The organism is Cryobacterium zhongshanensis, assembly GCF_022760445.1.
Lineage (GTDB): Bacteria > Actinomycetota > Actinomycetes > Actinomycetales > Microbacteriaceae > Cryobacterium > Cryobacterium algoricola.
In genome coordinates, this window is sequence record NZ_JALGAR010000005.1 from 149,281 (window position 1) to 163,659 (window position 14,379).

A 14,379-nucleotide genomic window follows, 5' to 3' on the forward strand; every position below is an offset into this window, starting at 1 on the left:
CCGCCCACCGGCATCCGCCGGCGGCGCAGTCGGGGTGCCGGCCGCGCACCCCGGCACGGCCGCGCACGCTCACAGGAATGTGCCGGCGACGATCAGCAGGCCGCCGACGACGATGCCGACGGCGAGAACGCCGGACAGCGCGGGCGCGGGGAGCGGCCGGTCTTCCCGGAGCGAACGTTCGACCCTGCTCCAGTTCAGCCAGGCGTGCACGGGCGCCAGCACCCCGAGCGCCAGGAACACGGCGGACGAAGCGACCCGGAACTCGCCCCGGAGCGGGAGTTCGAGCACCCCGAGCGCGACGCCGACGGCGAGGAGGCCGAGCGAGGTGCGGATCCAGGCGAGGAAGGTGCGCTCGTTGGCGAGGCTGAACCGGGGGTCCGGTTCCCGGCCGCGTCCGTAGACCGACCGGGGAAACCGTCCTTCGGGAACGCGGTCGGGCATCCGCCTAGACCTCGTCGGTGACGGGAGCGGCGAACTGGGAGTTGTACAGGGCGAAGTAAGCGCCCCCGGCGAGCAGCAGTTCTTCGTGCGTGCCGAGTTCGACGATCCGGCCGGCCTCCATCACGAGGATGAGGTCGGCGTCCCGGATCGTGGAGAGCCGGTGCGCGATCACGAAGCTCGTGCGGTCGGCGCGGAGCGCGCTCATCGCCTTCTGCACGAGCACCTCGGTGCGGGTGTCGACGGAGCTCGTGGCCTCGTCGAGGATCAGCACGCTCGGCTTCGCGAGGAACGCCCGCGCGATCGTCAGCAGCTGCTTCTCACCGGCGCTGACGTTGCCGCCCTCGTCGTCGAGCACGGTGTCGTAGCCGTCCGGCAGCGAGTGCACGAACCGGTCGACGTAGGTGGCGCGCGCGGCGGCCTGGATGTCCTCCTCGGAGGCGTCCGGACGGCCGTAGGCGATGTTCTCCCGGATCGTGCCGCCGAACAGCCAGGTGTCCTGCAGGACCATCCCCATCCTGCCGCGCAGGTCGTCCCTGGTCATCGTCGCGATGTCGGTGCCGTCGAGGGTGATCCGGCCGGAGTCGAGCTCGTAGAAGCGCATCATCAGGTTGACGAGGGTGGTCTTGCCCGCGCCGGTCGGCCCGACGATCGCGACCGTCTGGCCCGGTTCGGCGACGAGGTTGACATGCTCGATGAGCGGCTGGTCGGCAGAGTAGCTGAACGACACATCCTCGAAGGTGAGCCTGCCGTGGTTGTCCACCGGGCTCTCAGCGGGCTCGGGGTCCGCGGTCTGCTCCTCGGCGTCGAGCAGGCTGAAGACCCGCTCGGCGGATGCGACGCCGGACTGCAGCAGGTTGGCCATCGATCCCAGCTGGGCGAGCGGCTGGGTGAACTGGCGCGAGTACTGGATGAACGCCTGCACGTCTCCGAGCTGCATGGCGCCGGAGGCGACCTGCAGCCCGCCGATGACGGCGATGCCGACGTAGACGAGGTTGCCGATGAAGGTCATCGCGGGCATGATCAGGCCGCTGATGAACTGGGCGCCGAAGCTCGCGACGTAGAGCTCCTCGTTCTTGGCCGCGAAGCGTTCCTCGACCTCCTTCTGGCGTCCGAAGACCTTGACGAGGGCGTGACCGGTGAAGGTCTCCTCGATCTGGCCGTTGAGCTCTCCGGTGTTGGTCCACTGGCCGACGAAGAGCTTCTGCGAGCGCTTCGCGATCAGCATCGTCGTCACGAGCGTGAGCGGGATGGTGACGAGGGCGACCAGGGCCAGGAGCGGCGACAGGATGAACATCATCACGATCACGCCGACGACCGTCAGCAGGGACGTGACGATCTGGCTCAATGACTGCTGCAGGCTCTGCGAGACGTTGTCGACGTCGTTGGTCACCCGGCTGAGCAGCTCACCGCGTTGCACGGTATCGAAGTACTTGAGCGGGAGCCGGTTGATCTTCGCTTCGATCTCGGCACGGAGACGGAACACCGTGCGCTGCACGACCCCGTTGAGGACGAAGGCCTGGATCCAGCTGAACGCCGAGGACAGCACATAGAGGATCATCGCCCAGAGCAGCACGGTCGACAGCGCGGCGAAGTCGATGCCGAGACCGGGGGTCAGGGTCATGCCGCTCAGCAGATCGGCCTTGCCGGTGTCGCCGGAGGCGCGGAGACCCGCGATGACCTGGTCCTGGGTCACCCCGGCCGGCAGCGCCTTCGAGACGATGCCGGCGAAGATCAGGTTCGTACCCTGGCCGAGGAGGCGCGGGCCGATCACGGAGAAGGTGACGCTGATCACGGCGAGCACCACGACGAGCAGGAGCCAGAGCCGTTCCGGCCGGAGCTTGCCCATCAGGCGCTTCGCCGAGGGGCCGAAGTTCATCGCCTTCTCAGCGGGCAGGCTCATTCCGCCCATGGGGCCGTGGCCGCCGCCCGGGCCGCGTCCGCCGCCTGGTCCGCGGGCCGGTGCTGCCGCCGCGGGGCGTTCGGTTGACTCGCTCATGCTGCTTCCTCCGCTGTGAGCTGTGAAGACACGATTTCCTGGTAGGTCGTGTTGGTGTCGAGGAGCTCCTCGTGGGTGCCCCGTCCGACGATCCGGCCGTCCTCGAGTACGAGGATCTGGTCGGCGTCGATGATCGTCGATACCCGCTGGGCGACGATGATCATCGTGGCCCCGTCGGTGCCGACCTTGAGGGCTGCCCGGAGCCGGGCATCCGTTGCGAGGTCGAGCGCGGAGAACGAATCGTCGAAGATGTAGATCTCGGGCCGTTTGACCAGCGCCCGCGCGATCGCGAGCCGTTGCCGCTGCCCGCCGGACACGTTGGTGCCGCCCTGGGAGATGGGCGCATCGAGGCCTTCCGGCATCTCCTCGACGAAGTCCTTCGCCTGGGCGATCGTGAGCGCCTCCCACAGTTCGGCTTCGGTCGCGTCGGGCTTGCCGTAGAGCAGGTTGCTGCGCACGGTGCCGGAGAACAGGTAGGGCTTCTGCGGGACGAGGCCGATGTGGCCCCAGAGGAGGTCGGGGTTGAGCTCGCGCACGCCGACGCCGTCGACGAGCACGGTGCCGCTCGTCGCGTCGAAGAGCCGCGGGATCAGGTTGATCAGGGTGGTCTTGCCGGAGCCGGTGCTGCCGATGATGGCGGTCGTCTCGCCGGAGCGGGCGAGGAAGCTCACGTTGCTGAGCACGGGCTGCGCGGCGCCGGGGTAGGCGAAGCCCACGTCGAGCAGTTCAAGCTCGCCGTGGCCGATCGTGGCGTTGACCGGGTTTGCCGGCGGAACGACGCTCGACGGGGTGGCGAGCACTTCGCCGATGCGGTCGGCGGAGACGGTTGCGCGCGGAATCATCACTGCCATGAAAGTCGCCATCATCACGGCCATCAGGATCTGCATCAGGTAGCTGAGGAACGCGATCAGGGTGCCTACCTGCATCGACCCGTCCTGGATCCGGAAGGCGCCGAACCAGATCACGGCGACGCTCGACACGTTCAGCACGAGCATCACAATCGGGAACATCAGGGCCATCAGCCGGCCGGCGCGGAGTGCCACATCGGTGACGTCCTCGTTGGCGACCGCGAACCGTGCGGTCTCGCGGTCCTCGCGCACGAAGGCGCGAATCACGCGGATGCCGGTGAGCTGTTCCCGGAGGACCCGGTTCACGGTGTCGATCTTGACCTGCATGGTGCGGAACAGGGGAATCATCCGCACGATGATGAGCCCGACGGCGATGAGGAGCACCGGAACGCTCACGGCGATCAGCCAGGACAGCTGCACGTCCTGGCGGATGGCCATGATCACGCCGCCGATCGAGAGGATCGGGGCGGAGACCATCAGGGTCGAGGTCATCAGCACGAGCATCTGCACCTGCTGCACGTCGTTCGTGGAACGGGTGATCAGGGACGCGGCGCCGAAGCGGGTGACCTCCTGCTCGGAGAACTCACCGACCCGGGTGAAGACCGCGCCGCGCAGGTCGCGGCCCAGGGCCATGGCCGACTTGGCCCCGTAATAGACGGCGATGATCGAGCAGACGATCTGCGCCAGGGTGATCAGGAGCATCAGCCCGCCGGTGCGGAGGATGTAGCCGGTGTCACCGGTCGCGACGCCCTGGTCGATGATGTCGGCGTTGAGCGTCGGCAGGTACAGCGAGGCGATCGACTGCGCGAGCTGGAACACCACCACCGCCGCCAACAGCCGCCAGTATGGCCGTAAGTACTTCACGAGTAATTTCCAGAGCATCGGTTCTCCTAGGGCAAGGCGGGGATAAGGGTGGAGTCTGTGGCCGGCGCGGACGCCGGGAGGGAGGTTTCGGCACGTGTCGGGCCGGTCGTCATCGGGCCGGGCGCCGGGATTCCGTCGATCCCGTGCAGGATCAGCGCGGCGATCTCGGCGTCGTCGAACTCCGGTCCGTTGCGGACGTGCGGGACAGACGCTGCGAGGGTCAGCATCCGGATGACCTGGGCCGCGCGCTCGGCGGACACGGTGAGCCGGTCGAGGTCCGGAGCAAGGATCCGCGCGATGATCTCGGCGAATTCCCGCCGGGAGTCGTCACTGGGGTGCGGGCCACGGTGCCCGATCACGGACATCAGGCTGAATACGGTCGTGAACCGGTTCCGCATCAGGGCGACGATCGCGGTGATGCGTTCCTCGAGGGGCAGGGTGGTGTCGATGCCGCGCAGCCGGCGCCGGAACGGTTCTGGATCGACCTGCCGGGCGACGACGGCATCGATCAGGTCGTCCTTGCTGTCGAAGGCCCGGAAGATGGTGCCCTCGGCGATGCCAGCCCGGTCGGCGATCTGCCGCGTGGTCACGGCGTTCCCATGCTCGAGCAGCAACGGCAGGGTCGCGTCGATGAGCATCGCCCTCCGGTCCTCGACCGGCAGCGGCTTGGCACGGGGCGGCTTGGCTGTCATCCCGCCAGTTTAGATGAGTGAGCGCTCACTCACAAGCCGATACCCGGCGAATTTCTCGTGAACAGCCATCGGCTTTCGCGATTCGCTTGCGCTCCCGGAATGAGTGAGTGTACAGTCACTCACATGCCAGCCCCCGCCGTTCGCCTGTCCACCGCCGAAGCGCGCCGCTCCCTCGTGATCGACAGCGCGATCGAGGTGTTCGCGCGGACGGGCTACCTCGGCACGCCGATCGCGAATATCGCCGAACACGCCCGCATCTCCCCCGCCTACGTCTCCAAGCTGTTCCCGAACAAGGAGGCACTCTTCGTCGCCGCACTCGATGAATGCTTCGAACGCGCAGGGGCAGCCCTCTCCCGCGGGGCGGAGACCAGCGCAGACCGGAGCCCCGACGGCATCCTCAACGCGATGGGCGGAGCATACGCCGACCTCATCGCCGACCGGTCGCTCCTGATGCTCCAGGTGCACGCCCAGTCCGCCGCAACCATTCCCGAGATCGGTGCCGCGCTCCGGCGGGGCATCGAGTCGATCACGACCATGGTCCGCTCGCGCTCGGGCGCCACGGACGAAGCCGTGCAGCGCTTTGTCGCCTACGGCCAGCTCTGCCACCTCATCGTCACCACCGGACTCGACGACGTACCGGCCGAGTGGGCCCGACTGCTCACGGCCGGCATCCGCCACCCCTGACCCGCTCCCCGCACCAGCCAACCGGCCCGGCGCCGCCCGCTTCATCGTCTCGCATTGAGTGAGTGATCAGTCACCCACCTCTCCCCTTCCCTCATCACCATCACCATCACCATCACCGATACCGACACCGACACCGACACCGACACCAGGAGAACACCATGACAACGAACAACGGCCCCGCAACGACACCCGCTCCACGGACCGGCTCGTCCCCCACCCTGACCACCGAGATCGTGATGCCCGGCATTGTCGAACCCGACGGCTTCCAGATCCGGCGACGGATGCTGCCCGCCCCGTCCCGCGGCCAGGCCCGGGTGCGCGTCGAGGCGAGCGGCATCTCGTTCGCCGAGCAGTCGATGCGCCGCGGACGCTACCCCGGCCAGCCGAAGTTCCCCTTCGTGCCCGGCTACGACCTCGTCGGCGTCGTCGCGGCGGTCGGCCCGGGGGGCGATCCCGGTCTCGTGGGGCGTCGGGTCGCCGCCGCGACCAAGACCGGCGGCTGGGCGAGCGAGGCGCTCGTGCCCGCCGCGGACCTCGTTCCGGTGCCCGCACCGATCGATGCCGCCGTCGTCGAGTCGGTCATCGTCAACGGGATCACCGCGTGGCAGATGCTGCACCGGAAGGCGCGCGTGACGAGCGGCCAGACCATCCTCGTGCACGGCGCGAGCGGCGGGGTCGGCACGATCCTCGTGCAACTCGCCGTCCACGCGGGAATCCGGGTGATCGGCACCGCCGCTCCCCGGCACCACGCGGCCCTCCGCGGCCTCGGGGTCGAGCCGGTCGACTACGCCGACCCGGACCTCGCCGCCCGCGTCCGTGAACTCGCCCCCGGCGGCGTCGACGCCGCCTTCGACCACCTCGGCCTCGCGAGCGCCCGGATCTCGAAGAGCCTGCTCGCCCGCGGCGGCACACTGGTCTCGTACGGCATCGCCTCGGCCCTCACGGACACCGGGTCGCTCCTGCCGCTCTTCATCGGGCTCCTGGCCCGGCTCACCCTCTGGAACGCCCTGCCGAACGGCCAGCGCGCCCTGTTCTTCGATTTCTGGGCCGGGCACCGGATCACGCCGGCCGCCTTCCGCAGGCATCACCGGGAGGACCTCACCGCGCTCCTCTCCCTAGTCGAGCGCGGGATCGTCACCCCGCAGATCGCCGCGCGGTTCCCGCTCGTCGAGGCCGCCGCCGCGATGCGGCTCGCCGAGTCGCGCACCGCTCTCGGCAAGGTGATCCTGATCCCCTGAGCCGCGGCATCCGCTCGCACCCTCTCCCCCTCCCGCCCGTTCTGTTCCCACATCGAAACGCAGGATATCCGGGCCGTTGAGGCCACCACAGCCTCAACGGCCCGATTCTCCTGCGTTTCGTGAGGCCCGACGGGCCGGGCACGGATGTCGCGCCTCCCCACCAGACGCAGCTCACGCCGGGTTTTCCCCAGGTCCGAAACCCGCCAGAGGCGCGGGCGGCCCCCGACTACAGTCGAACCATGGACAGCACCCCGACCGCCTTGATCCGTCTCTCCAGCCCCATCGGCCGGCTGGAACTCACCGGCGACGACGTCGGCGTCCTCACGCTCTCGATCGAGCGCGAGGGACATCTGCCGCACGAAGACCAGCCGGAGCACCCCTCCCCCGTTCTCGAGGAGGCCGCGAAACAGCTCACCGAATACTTCGCCGGCACCCGCACCCGATTCGACGTTCCGCTGCACCTCGCGGGCGGCACCGCCTTCCAGCGCGCGGTCTGGGCCCGCCTCGACGAGCTCGACTACGGCACCGTCACGAGCTACGGCGAACTCGGCCTCTCCATCGACCGGCCGGGCTCCGGGCGCGCGATCGGCGGGGCCGTCGGCGCGAACCCGCTGCCGATCCTGATCGGCTGTCACCGCGTGCTCGCGAGCAACGGCCGCATCACGGGCTACAGCGGCGGCAGCGGCATCCCCACCAAGGAGTGGCTGCTCGGCCACGAGGGCATCGAGTACCGTTCGTGACCGACCCGGCGCCCGCACATGGCGCTGCCGCAGCCCCTGCGACAGCCCCGAGCGCCCTCCGCACCGGCGAGGACGGTGTGGTCCGGTGCGCGTGGGCGAACGGCGACCCCGAGTACCGCCGCTACCACGACGAGGAGTGGGGTCGCCCCCTCCGCGACGACGAGCGGCTCTTCGAGAAGCTCTGCCTCGAGGGCTTCCAGGCCGGCCTCTCCTGGATCACCATCCTTCGTCGTCGGCCGGCCTTCCGGGCGGCGTTCAACGGCTTCGACGTCGACCGGGTCGCGGCCATGACCGCCGCAGACGTCGAGCGTCTCCTCGGCGATGCCGCCATCATCCGCCACCGGGGCAAGATCGAGGCCGCGATCGGCAACGCCAGGGTCACCCAGAACCTCGGCGAGGGGCTCGGCGAGCTGATCTGGAGTTTCGCCCCACCCGCCCGCGCGACCCGGCCGCGCGAACTCGGCGACGTCCCCGCGATCACCCCGGAGTCGACGGCGCTCAGTAAGGAACTCCGTTCCCGCGGCTACCGTTTCGTCGGCCCGACGACGATGTACGCACTGATGCAGTCCGCCGGCCTCGTCGACGACCACTTCGCCGGCTGCCACCGCGCCTCCTGACCCAGCGAGAGTTACCTTTCCGGTCGAGAGTGACCGGCGCAGGTGGAACTTTCGACCGGAAAGGTAACTGTGGGTGAGAGTGGAGAGGTCAGGTCCGGGTCAGCGGGCGGCGGGGAGCAGGCCGAGGGCGCGCACGTGGTCGCGTTCCTCGATGAGTTCGGCGACGGATGCGTCGATCCGGGTCCGGGAGAAGGCGTTCAGTTCGAGTCCCTGCACGATCTGCCACTGACCGTCCACCGACCGCACCGGGAAGGAGCAGACGAGGCCCTCCGGAACTCCGTATGAGCCGTCGGAGACGATGGCGGCGGAGGTCCAGCTCGAGCCGGTGCCGTGCACCCAGTCGTAGACGTGGTCGATCGTCGCCTCGGCGGCCGACCCGGCCGAGGAGGCCCCGCGCGCGGTGATGATCTCGTAGCCGCGTTTCTCGACTCGGGGAATGAAGGTCCCGGCGAGCCAGTCCTCGTCGACGAGCTCGCGAACCGGGCGCCCGGCGGCCGTCGCATGGAAGACGTCGGGGTACTGGGTCGCCGAGTGGTTTCCCCAGATGGCGAGGCCGTCGATCTCGGAGACGTGCACCCCGAGGCGCACGGCGAGCTGGGCGACGGCGCGGTTGTGGTCGAGCCTCGTCAGCGCGGTGAAACGCTCCGCGGGGATGTCCGGGGCGAACGCGGCCGCGACTAGCGCGTTCGTGTTGGCCGGGTTCCCCACCACGAGCACGCGCACGTCGGATGCCGCGCCGGCGTTGATGGCGGTGCCGTGCGGCCCGAAGATGCGGCCGTTGCCCTCGAGAAGCGCCACGCGCTCCTCGCCGATGCCGCGCGGCCGGGAGCCGACGAGAAGGGCGACGTTCACTCCGTCGAAGGCGCGCGTGGGGTCATCCGTCACCATCACGTCCCGCAGCAGGGGGAAGGCGCAGTCCTCGAGTTCGAGGGCGGTGCCCGCCGCTGCGGCGAGCCCGGCGGGGATCTCGAGGAGCCGGAGGTTCACCGGGGTCGTCGGGCCGAACATCTGGCCGGACGCGATGCGGAAGAGCAGGGCGTAGCCGATCTGACCGCCGGCGCCGGTTACGGTGACATTCATCGTTGGAGTGGACACGCTGCCAGCATACGGCCGGGCGCCGGGGTTCGTCAGGACAGTGCCGCGGCGAGCGGCGCGTCGTCCAGGAGCTCGAGCGCGGCGGGCCCCGCCGTGCGCACGGTGAAGCCGGCGCCGGAAGCCCAGCCGAGCAGGTCGTCGACGGACCCGAGGTCGGGGGCGCTCCGGATGAGAGCGCGGGTGAACCGGCCCTTCGCGGTCTTGTTGAAGTGGTTGAGGGCGCGCACGTGCCCGTCGGGGGTTTCCGTGACGACGCGGAGCAGCACGGAGCCGGTCCGGGCGGGTGCGGCGCCGAGGCCGACGTAACCCGCCGAACGGAGATCGAGCACGAGGCCGGTTTCCCCGGCGAGCACAGCCGCGATTCTCGGCCCCCAGTGCTGCTTGAGCGCGAGGCCGGGCAGCCGGCTCGTCGTGGACAGCCGGTAGGCCGGAATCGGATCGAGTGCGCCGATCGGACCGAACAGTGCCGAGTGGACGAGCACGTTCCCTGCGGCCCAGTCCCGGTCGGCGAGCGTCAGTGTCTGCGCGTCCAGGGCGTCGTAGAGCACACCCGTGTACCGGTCGAGCGCGGCCATCGTCGGTGCGGTCGTCAGCGCACGGTTGTGGGCGACCTCTCCGGCCTGGGTGCGACCGAGTTTGAGGGCGGCCATCATGGCCTCGGGGTTCCGGGCGAGTGAGCGCAGCTCACGCACGAGTACCCGCCGCTGAGAGTTCAGCGACGGGTACCTGAGGTGGTTCAGATCGAGCGGTTCGCCGGTACCGCCTGTGCGTTTCGTCTCGGAGGGCGGCAGCAGGAGCAGCACGGGCTAGATCGACAAGGCTAGACGAGCCCCGCTTTGCGCGCGACGATCGTGACCTGGTTGTTGGCGACCGACAGGAAGCCGTCTTCCGCCTGGGCGACGATCTTCTCGCCGCCGGGCAGGGTCAGGCGTACCTCGCCGCTCGCCAGGATGGCGAGCAAGGGCTCGTGGCCCGGCAGGATGCCGATCTGGCCTTCGACGGTGCGCGCGACGACCATGGTTGCCTCGCCGGACCAGACTTCCTGGTCCGCCGAGACGACGCTGACGGTGAGCGGAGCCCCTGCCATGGCTAGTCGTTCTCCTTCTGGATTTTCGCCCACTTCTCTTCGACGTCGGAGATGCCGCCGACGTTGAAGAATGCCTGCTCGGCTACGTGGTCGAAGTCACCGTTGGCGATAGCCGTGAAGGACTCGATGGTGTCCTTGAGCGACACCGTGGAACCCTCGACACCGGTGAACTTCTTCGCCATGTAGGTGTTCTGCGAGAGGAACTGCTGGATGCGACGGGCCCGTGAAACTGTGACCTTGTCTTCCTCGGAGAGTTCGTCAACACCGAGGATCGCGATGATCTCCTGGAGTTCCTTGTTCTTCTGCAGGATCGCCTTGACGCGGACGGCCGTGTTGTAGTGGTCGGCGCCCAGGTAGCGGGGGTCGAGGATACGGCTGGTCGAGGTGAGCGGGTCGACGGCCGGGTAGAGGCCCTTCGACGCGATCTCGCGGGACAGCTCGGTCGTGGCGTCGAGGTGGGCGAAGGTCGTCGCCGGTGCCGGGTCGGTGTAGTCGTCGGCGGGCACGTAGATGGCCTGCAGAGACGTGATCGAGTGGCCACGGGTCGAGGTGATGCGCTCCTGGAGGATGCCCATCTCGTCCGCGAGGGTCGGCTGGTAGCCCACGGCGCTCGGCATGCGGCCCAGAAGGGTCGACACCTCGGAACCGGCCTGGGTGAAGCGGAAGATGTTGTCGATGAAGAGCAACACGTCCTGCTTGGCGACGTCGCGGAAGTACTCGGCCATGGTGAGCGCGGAGAGGGCGACGCGAAGACGCGTTCCCGGCGGCTCGTCCATCTGGCCGAACACGAGGGCGGTCTTGTCGAAGACGCCGGCCTCTTCCATTTCCTTGATGAGGTCGTTGCCCTCACGGGTGCGCTCGCCGACTCCGGCGAACACCGAGACTCCACCGTGGTCCTGCGCGACGCGCTGGATCATTTCCTGGATCAGGACGGTCTTGCCGACGCCGGCTCCACCGAAGAGGCCGATCTTGCCGCCGAGGACGTACGGCGTGAGCAGGTCGATGACCTTGATGCCGGTCTCGAACAGCTGGGTCTTGGCCTCGAGCTGGTCGAAGGGCGGCGGCTTGCGGTGGATGGGCCAGCGCTCCGTGATCTCGATCTTCTCGCCGGGCTCGGCGTTGAGCACCTCACCGATGGCGTTGAAGACGCGGCCCTTGGTGACCTCGCCGACCGGAACCATGATGGGGGCTCCGGTGTCCCGGACCTCCTGGCCGCGGACGAGGCCGTCGGTCGGGTTGAGCGCGATCGCGCGGATCAGGTCGTCTCCGAGGTGAAGCGCGACCTCGAGGGTGATCTCAGTAGAGACGTCACCGATGACGATGGTCGTCTTCAGCGCGTTGTACATGCCCGGGATCGAGTCGTGCGCGAACTCGATGTCGACGACCGGGCCCGTGACGCGGGCGATCCGGCCGACGGCAACGGTATCGACCGGCGCGTGGACTGGCGCGGTTGCGATGTCAGTCATTGCTCTCTCTTCTCTGGTTTAGTTCTTGGCGGATGAGAGCGCATCGGCCCCACCCACGATCTCGGAAATCTGCGAGGTGATCTCGGTCTGCCTGGCGTTGTTGGACAGCCGGGTGAAGGTCGTGATCAGCTTGTCGGCGTTGTCGGCGGCCGACTGCATCGCCTTCTGGCGTGCGGCGTGCTCTGCGGCGGCCGACTGGAGCATCGCGTTGAACACGCGACTCTCGATGTAGACCGGCAGCAGGGCGTCGAGAACCGTCTCGACGTCCGGTTCGAACTCGTAGAGGGGCAGGACCTGACCGTCTCCGGGCTCGTCCACTCCCTCGACGACCTCGAGCGGCAGCAGGCGGACGACCTGGGGCACCTGGGTGACCATGCTCACGAAGCGGTTGAACACCACGTGAATCTCATCGACGCCACCGTCTTCTGCGTCACGCAGGAAGGTTTCCAGCAATGACTCGCTGATCTCCTGGGCGATCTCCAACTGGGGCTGGTCGGTTCCGCCGGTCCAGACCCGCTCGGAGGCGCGCCTGCGGAAGCCGAAGTAGGCGACGGCCTTGCGTCCGACGAGGAAGTAGACGACATCCTTGCCCTGACCGCGCAGCAGTTCGCTGAGCGACTCGGCTTCTCTCAGCACCTGAGAGCTGAACGCCCCTGCGAGGCCTCGGTCCGAGGTGAAGATGACGACCGCGGCGCGCTCGACCTTCTCCGGCTCGGTCGTCAGAACGTGCGCGACGTTGGAATACGTCGCGACGGCCGAGACCGCCCGGGTGATCGACTGCGAGTACGGAGTCGAGGCCGAAACCCTCGCCCTCGCCTTCTGAATGCGCGAGGCCGAAATCAACTCCATGGCCCGAGTGATCTTCTTCATCGTCTGGGCAGACTTGATCTTCTGCCGGTAGACCCGAAGTTGCGCTCCCATGTGGCTCCTGTGCTTCCTTCTCAGTGAATCGTGGTTGTCGAGGCCCGCTGGTCAGCGGCGGTGCTTGACAATCTTTTCCTGGTTCACGTCGTCGGCGGTGATCGCTTCGAACTGTTCCTTGCCAACGGAGGCAAGCGGCTTGCCCTCACCGGTGTGAAATTCGCGCTTGAAGACGTCGACCTCACGCTCGAGGATTTCGACGGTCTCGTCGCTCAGCACGTTCGTCTCGCGCAGCGTCTTGAGGACCTCGGTGGTGCGACCGAGGTGATCGAGAAGTCCACGCTCGAAGCGCAGCACGTCCTCGACGGGGACCTCGTCGAACTTGCCGTTGGTGCCGGCCCAGATCGAGACGACCTGGTCCTCGACGGGGTACGGCGAGTACTGCGGCTGCTTGAGCAGCTCGGTCAGGCGGGCGCCTCTGGCGAGCTGGCGACGGCTGGCGGCATCGAGGTCGGATGCGAACATCGCGAAGGCCTCGAGGGAGCGGTACTGCGCCAGTTCGAGCTTCAGCGTTCCGGAGACCTTCTTGATGGACTTGACCTGGGCGTCGCCACCGACACGGGAGACCGAGATACCCACGTCGACCGCGGGACGCTGGTTGGCGTTGAAGAGGTCGGACTGCAGGAAGATCTGGCCGTCGGTGATCGAGATCACGTTGGTCGGAATGTACGCGGAGACGTCGTTCGCCTTGGTCTCGATGATCGGCAGGCCGGTCATCGATCCGGCACCGAGGGCGTCGGACAGCTTGGCACAACGTTCCAGCAGGCGGGAGTGCAGGTAGAACACGTCGCCGGGGTACGCTTCGCGTCCCGGCGGACGACGCAGCAACAGGGAAACGGCGCGGTAGGCCTCTGCCTGCTTGGACAGGTCGTCGAAGATGATCAGGACATGCTTGCCCGCGTACATCCAGTGCTGGCCGATGGCCGAGCCGGTGTAGGGGGCGAGGTACTTGAAGCCGGCCGGGTCGGAGGCCGGGGAGGCGACGATGGTGGTGTATTCCATCACGCCGGCGTCCTCGAGCGCGCCCTTGACGGCGGCGATCGTGGAGCCCTTCTGGCCGATGGCGACGTAGATGCAGCGAACCTGCTTGTTCACGTCTCCCGAAGCCCAGTTGGCCTTCTGGTTGATGATGGTGTCGATCGCGATCGCGGTCTTGCCGGTCTGGCGGTCACCGATGATGAGCTGGCGCTGGCCGCGGCCGATCGGGATCATCGCGTCGATCGCCTTGATACCGGTCTGCATCGGCTCGTGCACGGACTTGCGGTCCATGACGCCGGGCGCCTGCAGTTCGAGGGCACGACGCCCTTCGCTCACGATCGGGCCGAGACCGTCGATCGGGGCGCCGAGCGGGTCGACGACGCGACCGAGGTAGCCGTCGCCGACGGGAACGGAGAGCACCTCTCCGGTGCGGTGCACCTCCATGCCCTCGACGATGCCGGCGAACTCACCGAGCACGACAACACCGATCTCGTCTTCGTCGAGGTTCTGGGCGAGGCCCAGGGTGCCGTCGGCGAACTTGATGAGCTCATTGGCCATCACGCTGGGCAGGCCCTCGACGTGTGCGATACCGTCGCCGGCTGTCGTGACGTAGCCCACCTCAGCGGTCGCGGTCTTGCTCGGCTCGTAGGACTTGACGAAGTCCTGGAGAGCATCGCGGATCTCATCGGGGCTGATCGTTAGTTCTGCCATC

14 protein-coding genes are annotated in these 14,379 nt (G+C 68.1%); 4 read left to right on the plus strand and 10 right to left on the minus strand.

Translation table 11 applies throughout. The features are described from left to right. Window positions 1–69 precede the first annotated feature (69 nt). Genes MQH31_RS16720 through MQH31_RS16735 form a run of 4 tightly spaced genes read right to left on the minus strand, consistent with a single transcriptional unit; the run spans window position 70 to window position 4,841 of the window. The gene (locus tag MQH31_RS16720) at window positions 70–441 is read right to left on the minus strand and encodes a YidH family protein (protein WP_134535862.1); all 372 of its coding nucleotides are present in this window, start codon (window positions 439–441) and stop codon (window positions 70–72) included. A gap of 4 nt (window positions 442–445) precedes the next feature. Next, on the minus strand, window positions 446–2,437 hold the full coding sequence (locus MQH31_RS16725) for an ABC transporter ATP-binding protein (RefSeq protein WP_372488178.1): 1,992 nt from the start codon (window positions 2,435–2,437) through the stop codon (window positions 446–448). Next, a complete protein-coding gene (locus tag MQH31_RS16730; protein WP_243012955.1) occupies window positions 2,434–4,167 on the minus strand; it encodes an ABC transporter ATP-binding protein in 1,734 nt (577 codons plus the stop codon). The genes MQH31_RS16725 and MQH31_RS16730 overlap by 4 nt, the downstream gene beginning before the upstream one ends. An 8-nt stretch (window positions 4,168–4,175) precedes the next feature. Continuing rightward, window positions 4,176–4,841 carry a TetR/AcrR family transcriptional regulator gene (locus tag MQH31_RS16735; protein ID WP_243012956.1) on the minus strand — a complete coding sequence of 222 codons (666 nt, stop codon included), beginning with the start codon at window positions 4,839–4,841 and terminating at the stop codon, window positions 4,176–4,178. A 123-nt stretch (window positions 4,842–4,964) separates the two neighbouring features. Here MQH31_RS16735 and MQH31_RS16740 point away from each other — a divergent pair, with 123 nt between their 5' ends. The 4 genes from MQH31_RS16740 (at window position 4,965) to MQH31_RS16755 (ending at window position 8,120) form a co-directional block, all read left to right on the plus strand. Beyond that, entirely contained in the window at window positions 4,965–5,525 is a 561-nt protein-coding gene (locus tag MQH31_RS16740) for a TetR/AcrR family transcriptional regulator (protein WP_134535866.1), read from the plus strand. 158 nt (window positions 5,526–5,683) lie between these two features. Then, window positions 5,684–6,763, plus strand: a complete 1,080-nt coding sequence (locus tag MQH31_RS16745; protein ID WP_243012957.1) for a medium chain dehydrogenase/reductase family protein — start codon at window positions 5,684–5,686, stop codon at window positions 6,761–6,763. A 239-nt stretch (window positions 6,764–7,002) separates the two neighbouring features. After that, window positions 7,003–7,503: a methylated-DNA--[protein]-cysteine S-methyltransferase gene (locus tag MQH31_RS16750; RefSeq protein WP_243012958.1), complete on the plus strand. Its 501-nt coding sequence runs from the start codon at window positions 7,003–7,005 to the stop codon at window positions 7,501–7,503. Continuing rightward, window positions 7,500–8,120, plus strand: coding sequence for a DNA-3-methyladenine glycosylase I (locus MQH31_RS16755; RefSeq protein WP_308196480.1), 621 nt, complete (start codon window positions 7,500–7,502; stop codon window positions 8,118–8,120). The genes MQH31_RS16750 and MQH31_RS16755 overlap by 4 nt, the downstream gene beginning before the upstream one ends. A 99-nt stretch (window positions 8,121–8,219) precedes the next feature. Here the strand turns inward: MQH31_RS16755 and MQH31_RS16760 are convergent, their stop codons facing one another. The 6 genes from MQH31_RS16760 to atpA are packed head-to-tail and all read right to left on the minus strand — an operon-like array spanning window position 8,220 to window position 14,378. Beyond that, entirely contained in the window at window positions 8,220–9,200 is a 981-nt protein-coding gene (locus MQH31_RS16760; protein ID WP_243012959.1) for a malate dehydrogenase, read from the minus strand. Window positions 9,201–9,247: 47 nt separating this feature from the next. Then, a complete protein-coding gene (locus tag MQH31_RS16765; RefSeq protein WP_243012960.1) occupies window positions 9,248–10,018 on the minus strand; it encodes a YaaA family protein in 771 nt (256 codons plus the stop codon). 17 nt (window positions 10,019–10,035) lie between these two features. Then, window positions 10,036–10,302 (minus strand): F0F1 ATP synthase subunit epsilon, encoded by a 267-nt coding sequence (locus MQH31_RS16770; protein WP_134448166.1) that lies wholly within the window; start codon window positions 10,300–10,302, stop codon window positions 10,036–10,038. Between the two features lie 2 nt (window positions 10,303–10,304). After that, window positions 10,305–11,768, minus strand: a complete 1,464-nt coding sequence (gene atpD, locus MQH31_RS16775; RefSeq protein ID WP_134535872.1) for a F0F1 ATP synthase subunit beta — start codon at window positions 11,766–11,768, stop codon at window positions 10,305–10,307. Between the two features lie 18 nt (window positions 11,769–11,786). After that, the gene (locus MQH31_RS16780) at window positions 11,787–12,689 is read right to left on the minus strand and encodes a F0F1 ATP synthase subunit gamma (protein WP_134535873.1); all 903 of its coding nucleotides are present in this window, start codon (window positions 12,687–12,689) and stop codon (window positions 11,787–11,789) included. 51 nt (window positions 12,690–12,740) lie between these two features. Next, window positions 12,741–14,378: a F0F1 ATP synthase subunit alpha gene (gene atpA / locus MQH31_RS16785; RefSeq protein ID WP_134536024.1), complete on the minus strand. Its 1,638-nt coding sequence runs from the start codon at window positions 14,376–14,378 to the stop codon at window positions 12,741–12,743. Window position 14,379 lies beyond the last annotated feature (1 nt).

Bases quoted from the DNA above. Each gene is read 5' to 3' on its own strand.
- MQH31_RS16720 (WP_134535862.1), bottom strand. From the start codon at position 441: ATGCCCGACCGCGTTCCCGAAGGACGGTTTCCCCGGTCGGTCTACGGA.
- MQH31_RS16725 (WP_372488178.1), bottom strand. From the start codon at position 2,437: ATGAGCGAGTCAACCGAACGCCCCGCGGCGGCAGCACCGGCCCGCGGA.
- MQH31_RS16730 (WP_243012955.1), bottom strand. From the start codon at position 4,167: ATGCTCTGGAAATTACTCGTGAAGTACTTACGGCCATACTGGCGGCTG.
- MQH31_RS16735 (WP_243012956.1), bottom strand. From the start codon at position 4,841: ATGACAGCCAAGCCGCCCCGTGCCAAGCCGCTGCCGGTCGAGGACCGG.
- MQH31_RS16740 (WP_134535866.1), top strand. From the start codon at position 4,965: ATGCCAGCCCCCGCCGTTCGCCTGTCCACCGCCGAAGCGCGCCGCTCC.
- MQH31_RS16745 (WP_243012957.1), top strand. From the start codon at position 5,684: ATGACAACGAACAACGGCCCCGCAACGACACCCGCTCCACGGACCGGC.
- MQH31_RS16750 (WP_243012958.1), top strand. From the start codon at position 7,003: ATGGACAGCACCCCGACCGCCTTGATCCGTCTCTCCAGCCCCATCGGC.
- MQH31_RS16760 (WP_243012959.1), bottom strand. From the start codon at position 9,200: ATGAATGTCACCGTAACCGGCGCCGGCGGTCAGATCGGCTACGCCCTG.
- MQH31_RS16770 (WP_134448166.1), bottom strand. From the start codon at position 10,302: ATGGCAGGGGCTCCGCTCACCGTCAGCGTCGTCTCGGCGGACCAGGAA.
- atpD (WP_134535872.1), bottom strand. From the start codon at position 11,768: ATGACTGACATCGCAACCGCGCCAGTCCACGCGCCGGTCGATACCGTT.
- MQH31_RS16780 (WP_134535873.1), bottom strand. From the start codon at position 12,689: ATGGGAGCGCAACTTCGGGTCTACCGGCAGAAGATCAAGTCTGCCCAG.
- atpA (WP_134536024.1), bottom strand. From the start codon at position 14,378: ATGGCAGAACTAACGATCAGCCCCGATGAGATCCGCGATGCTCTCCAG.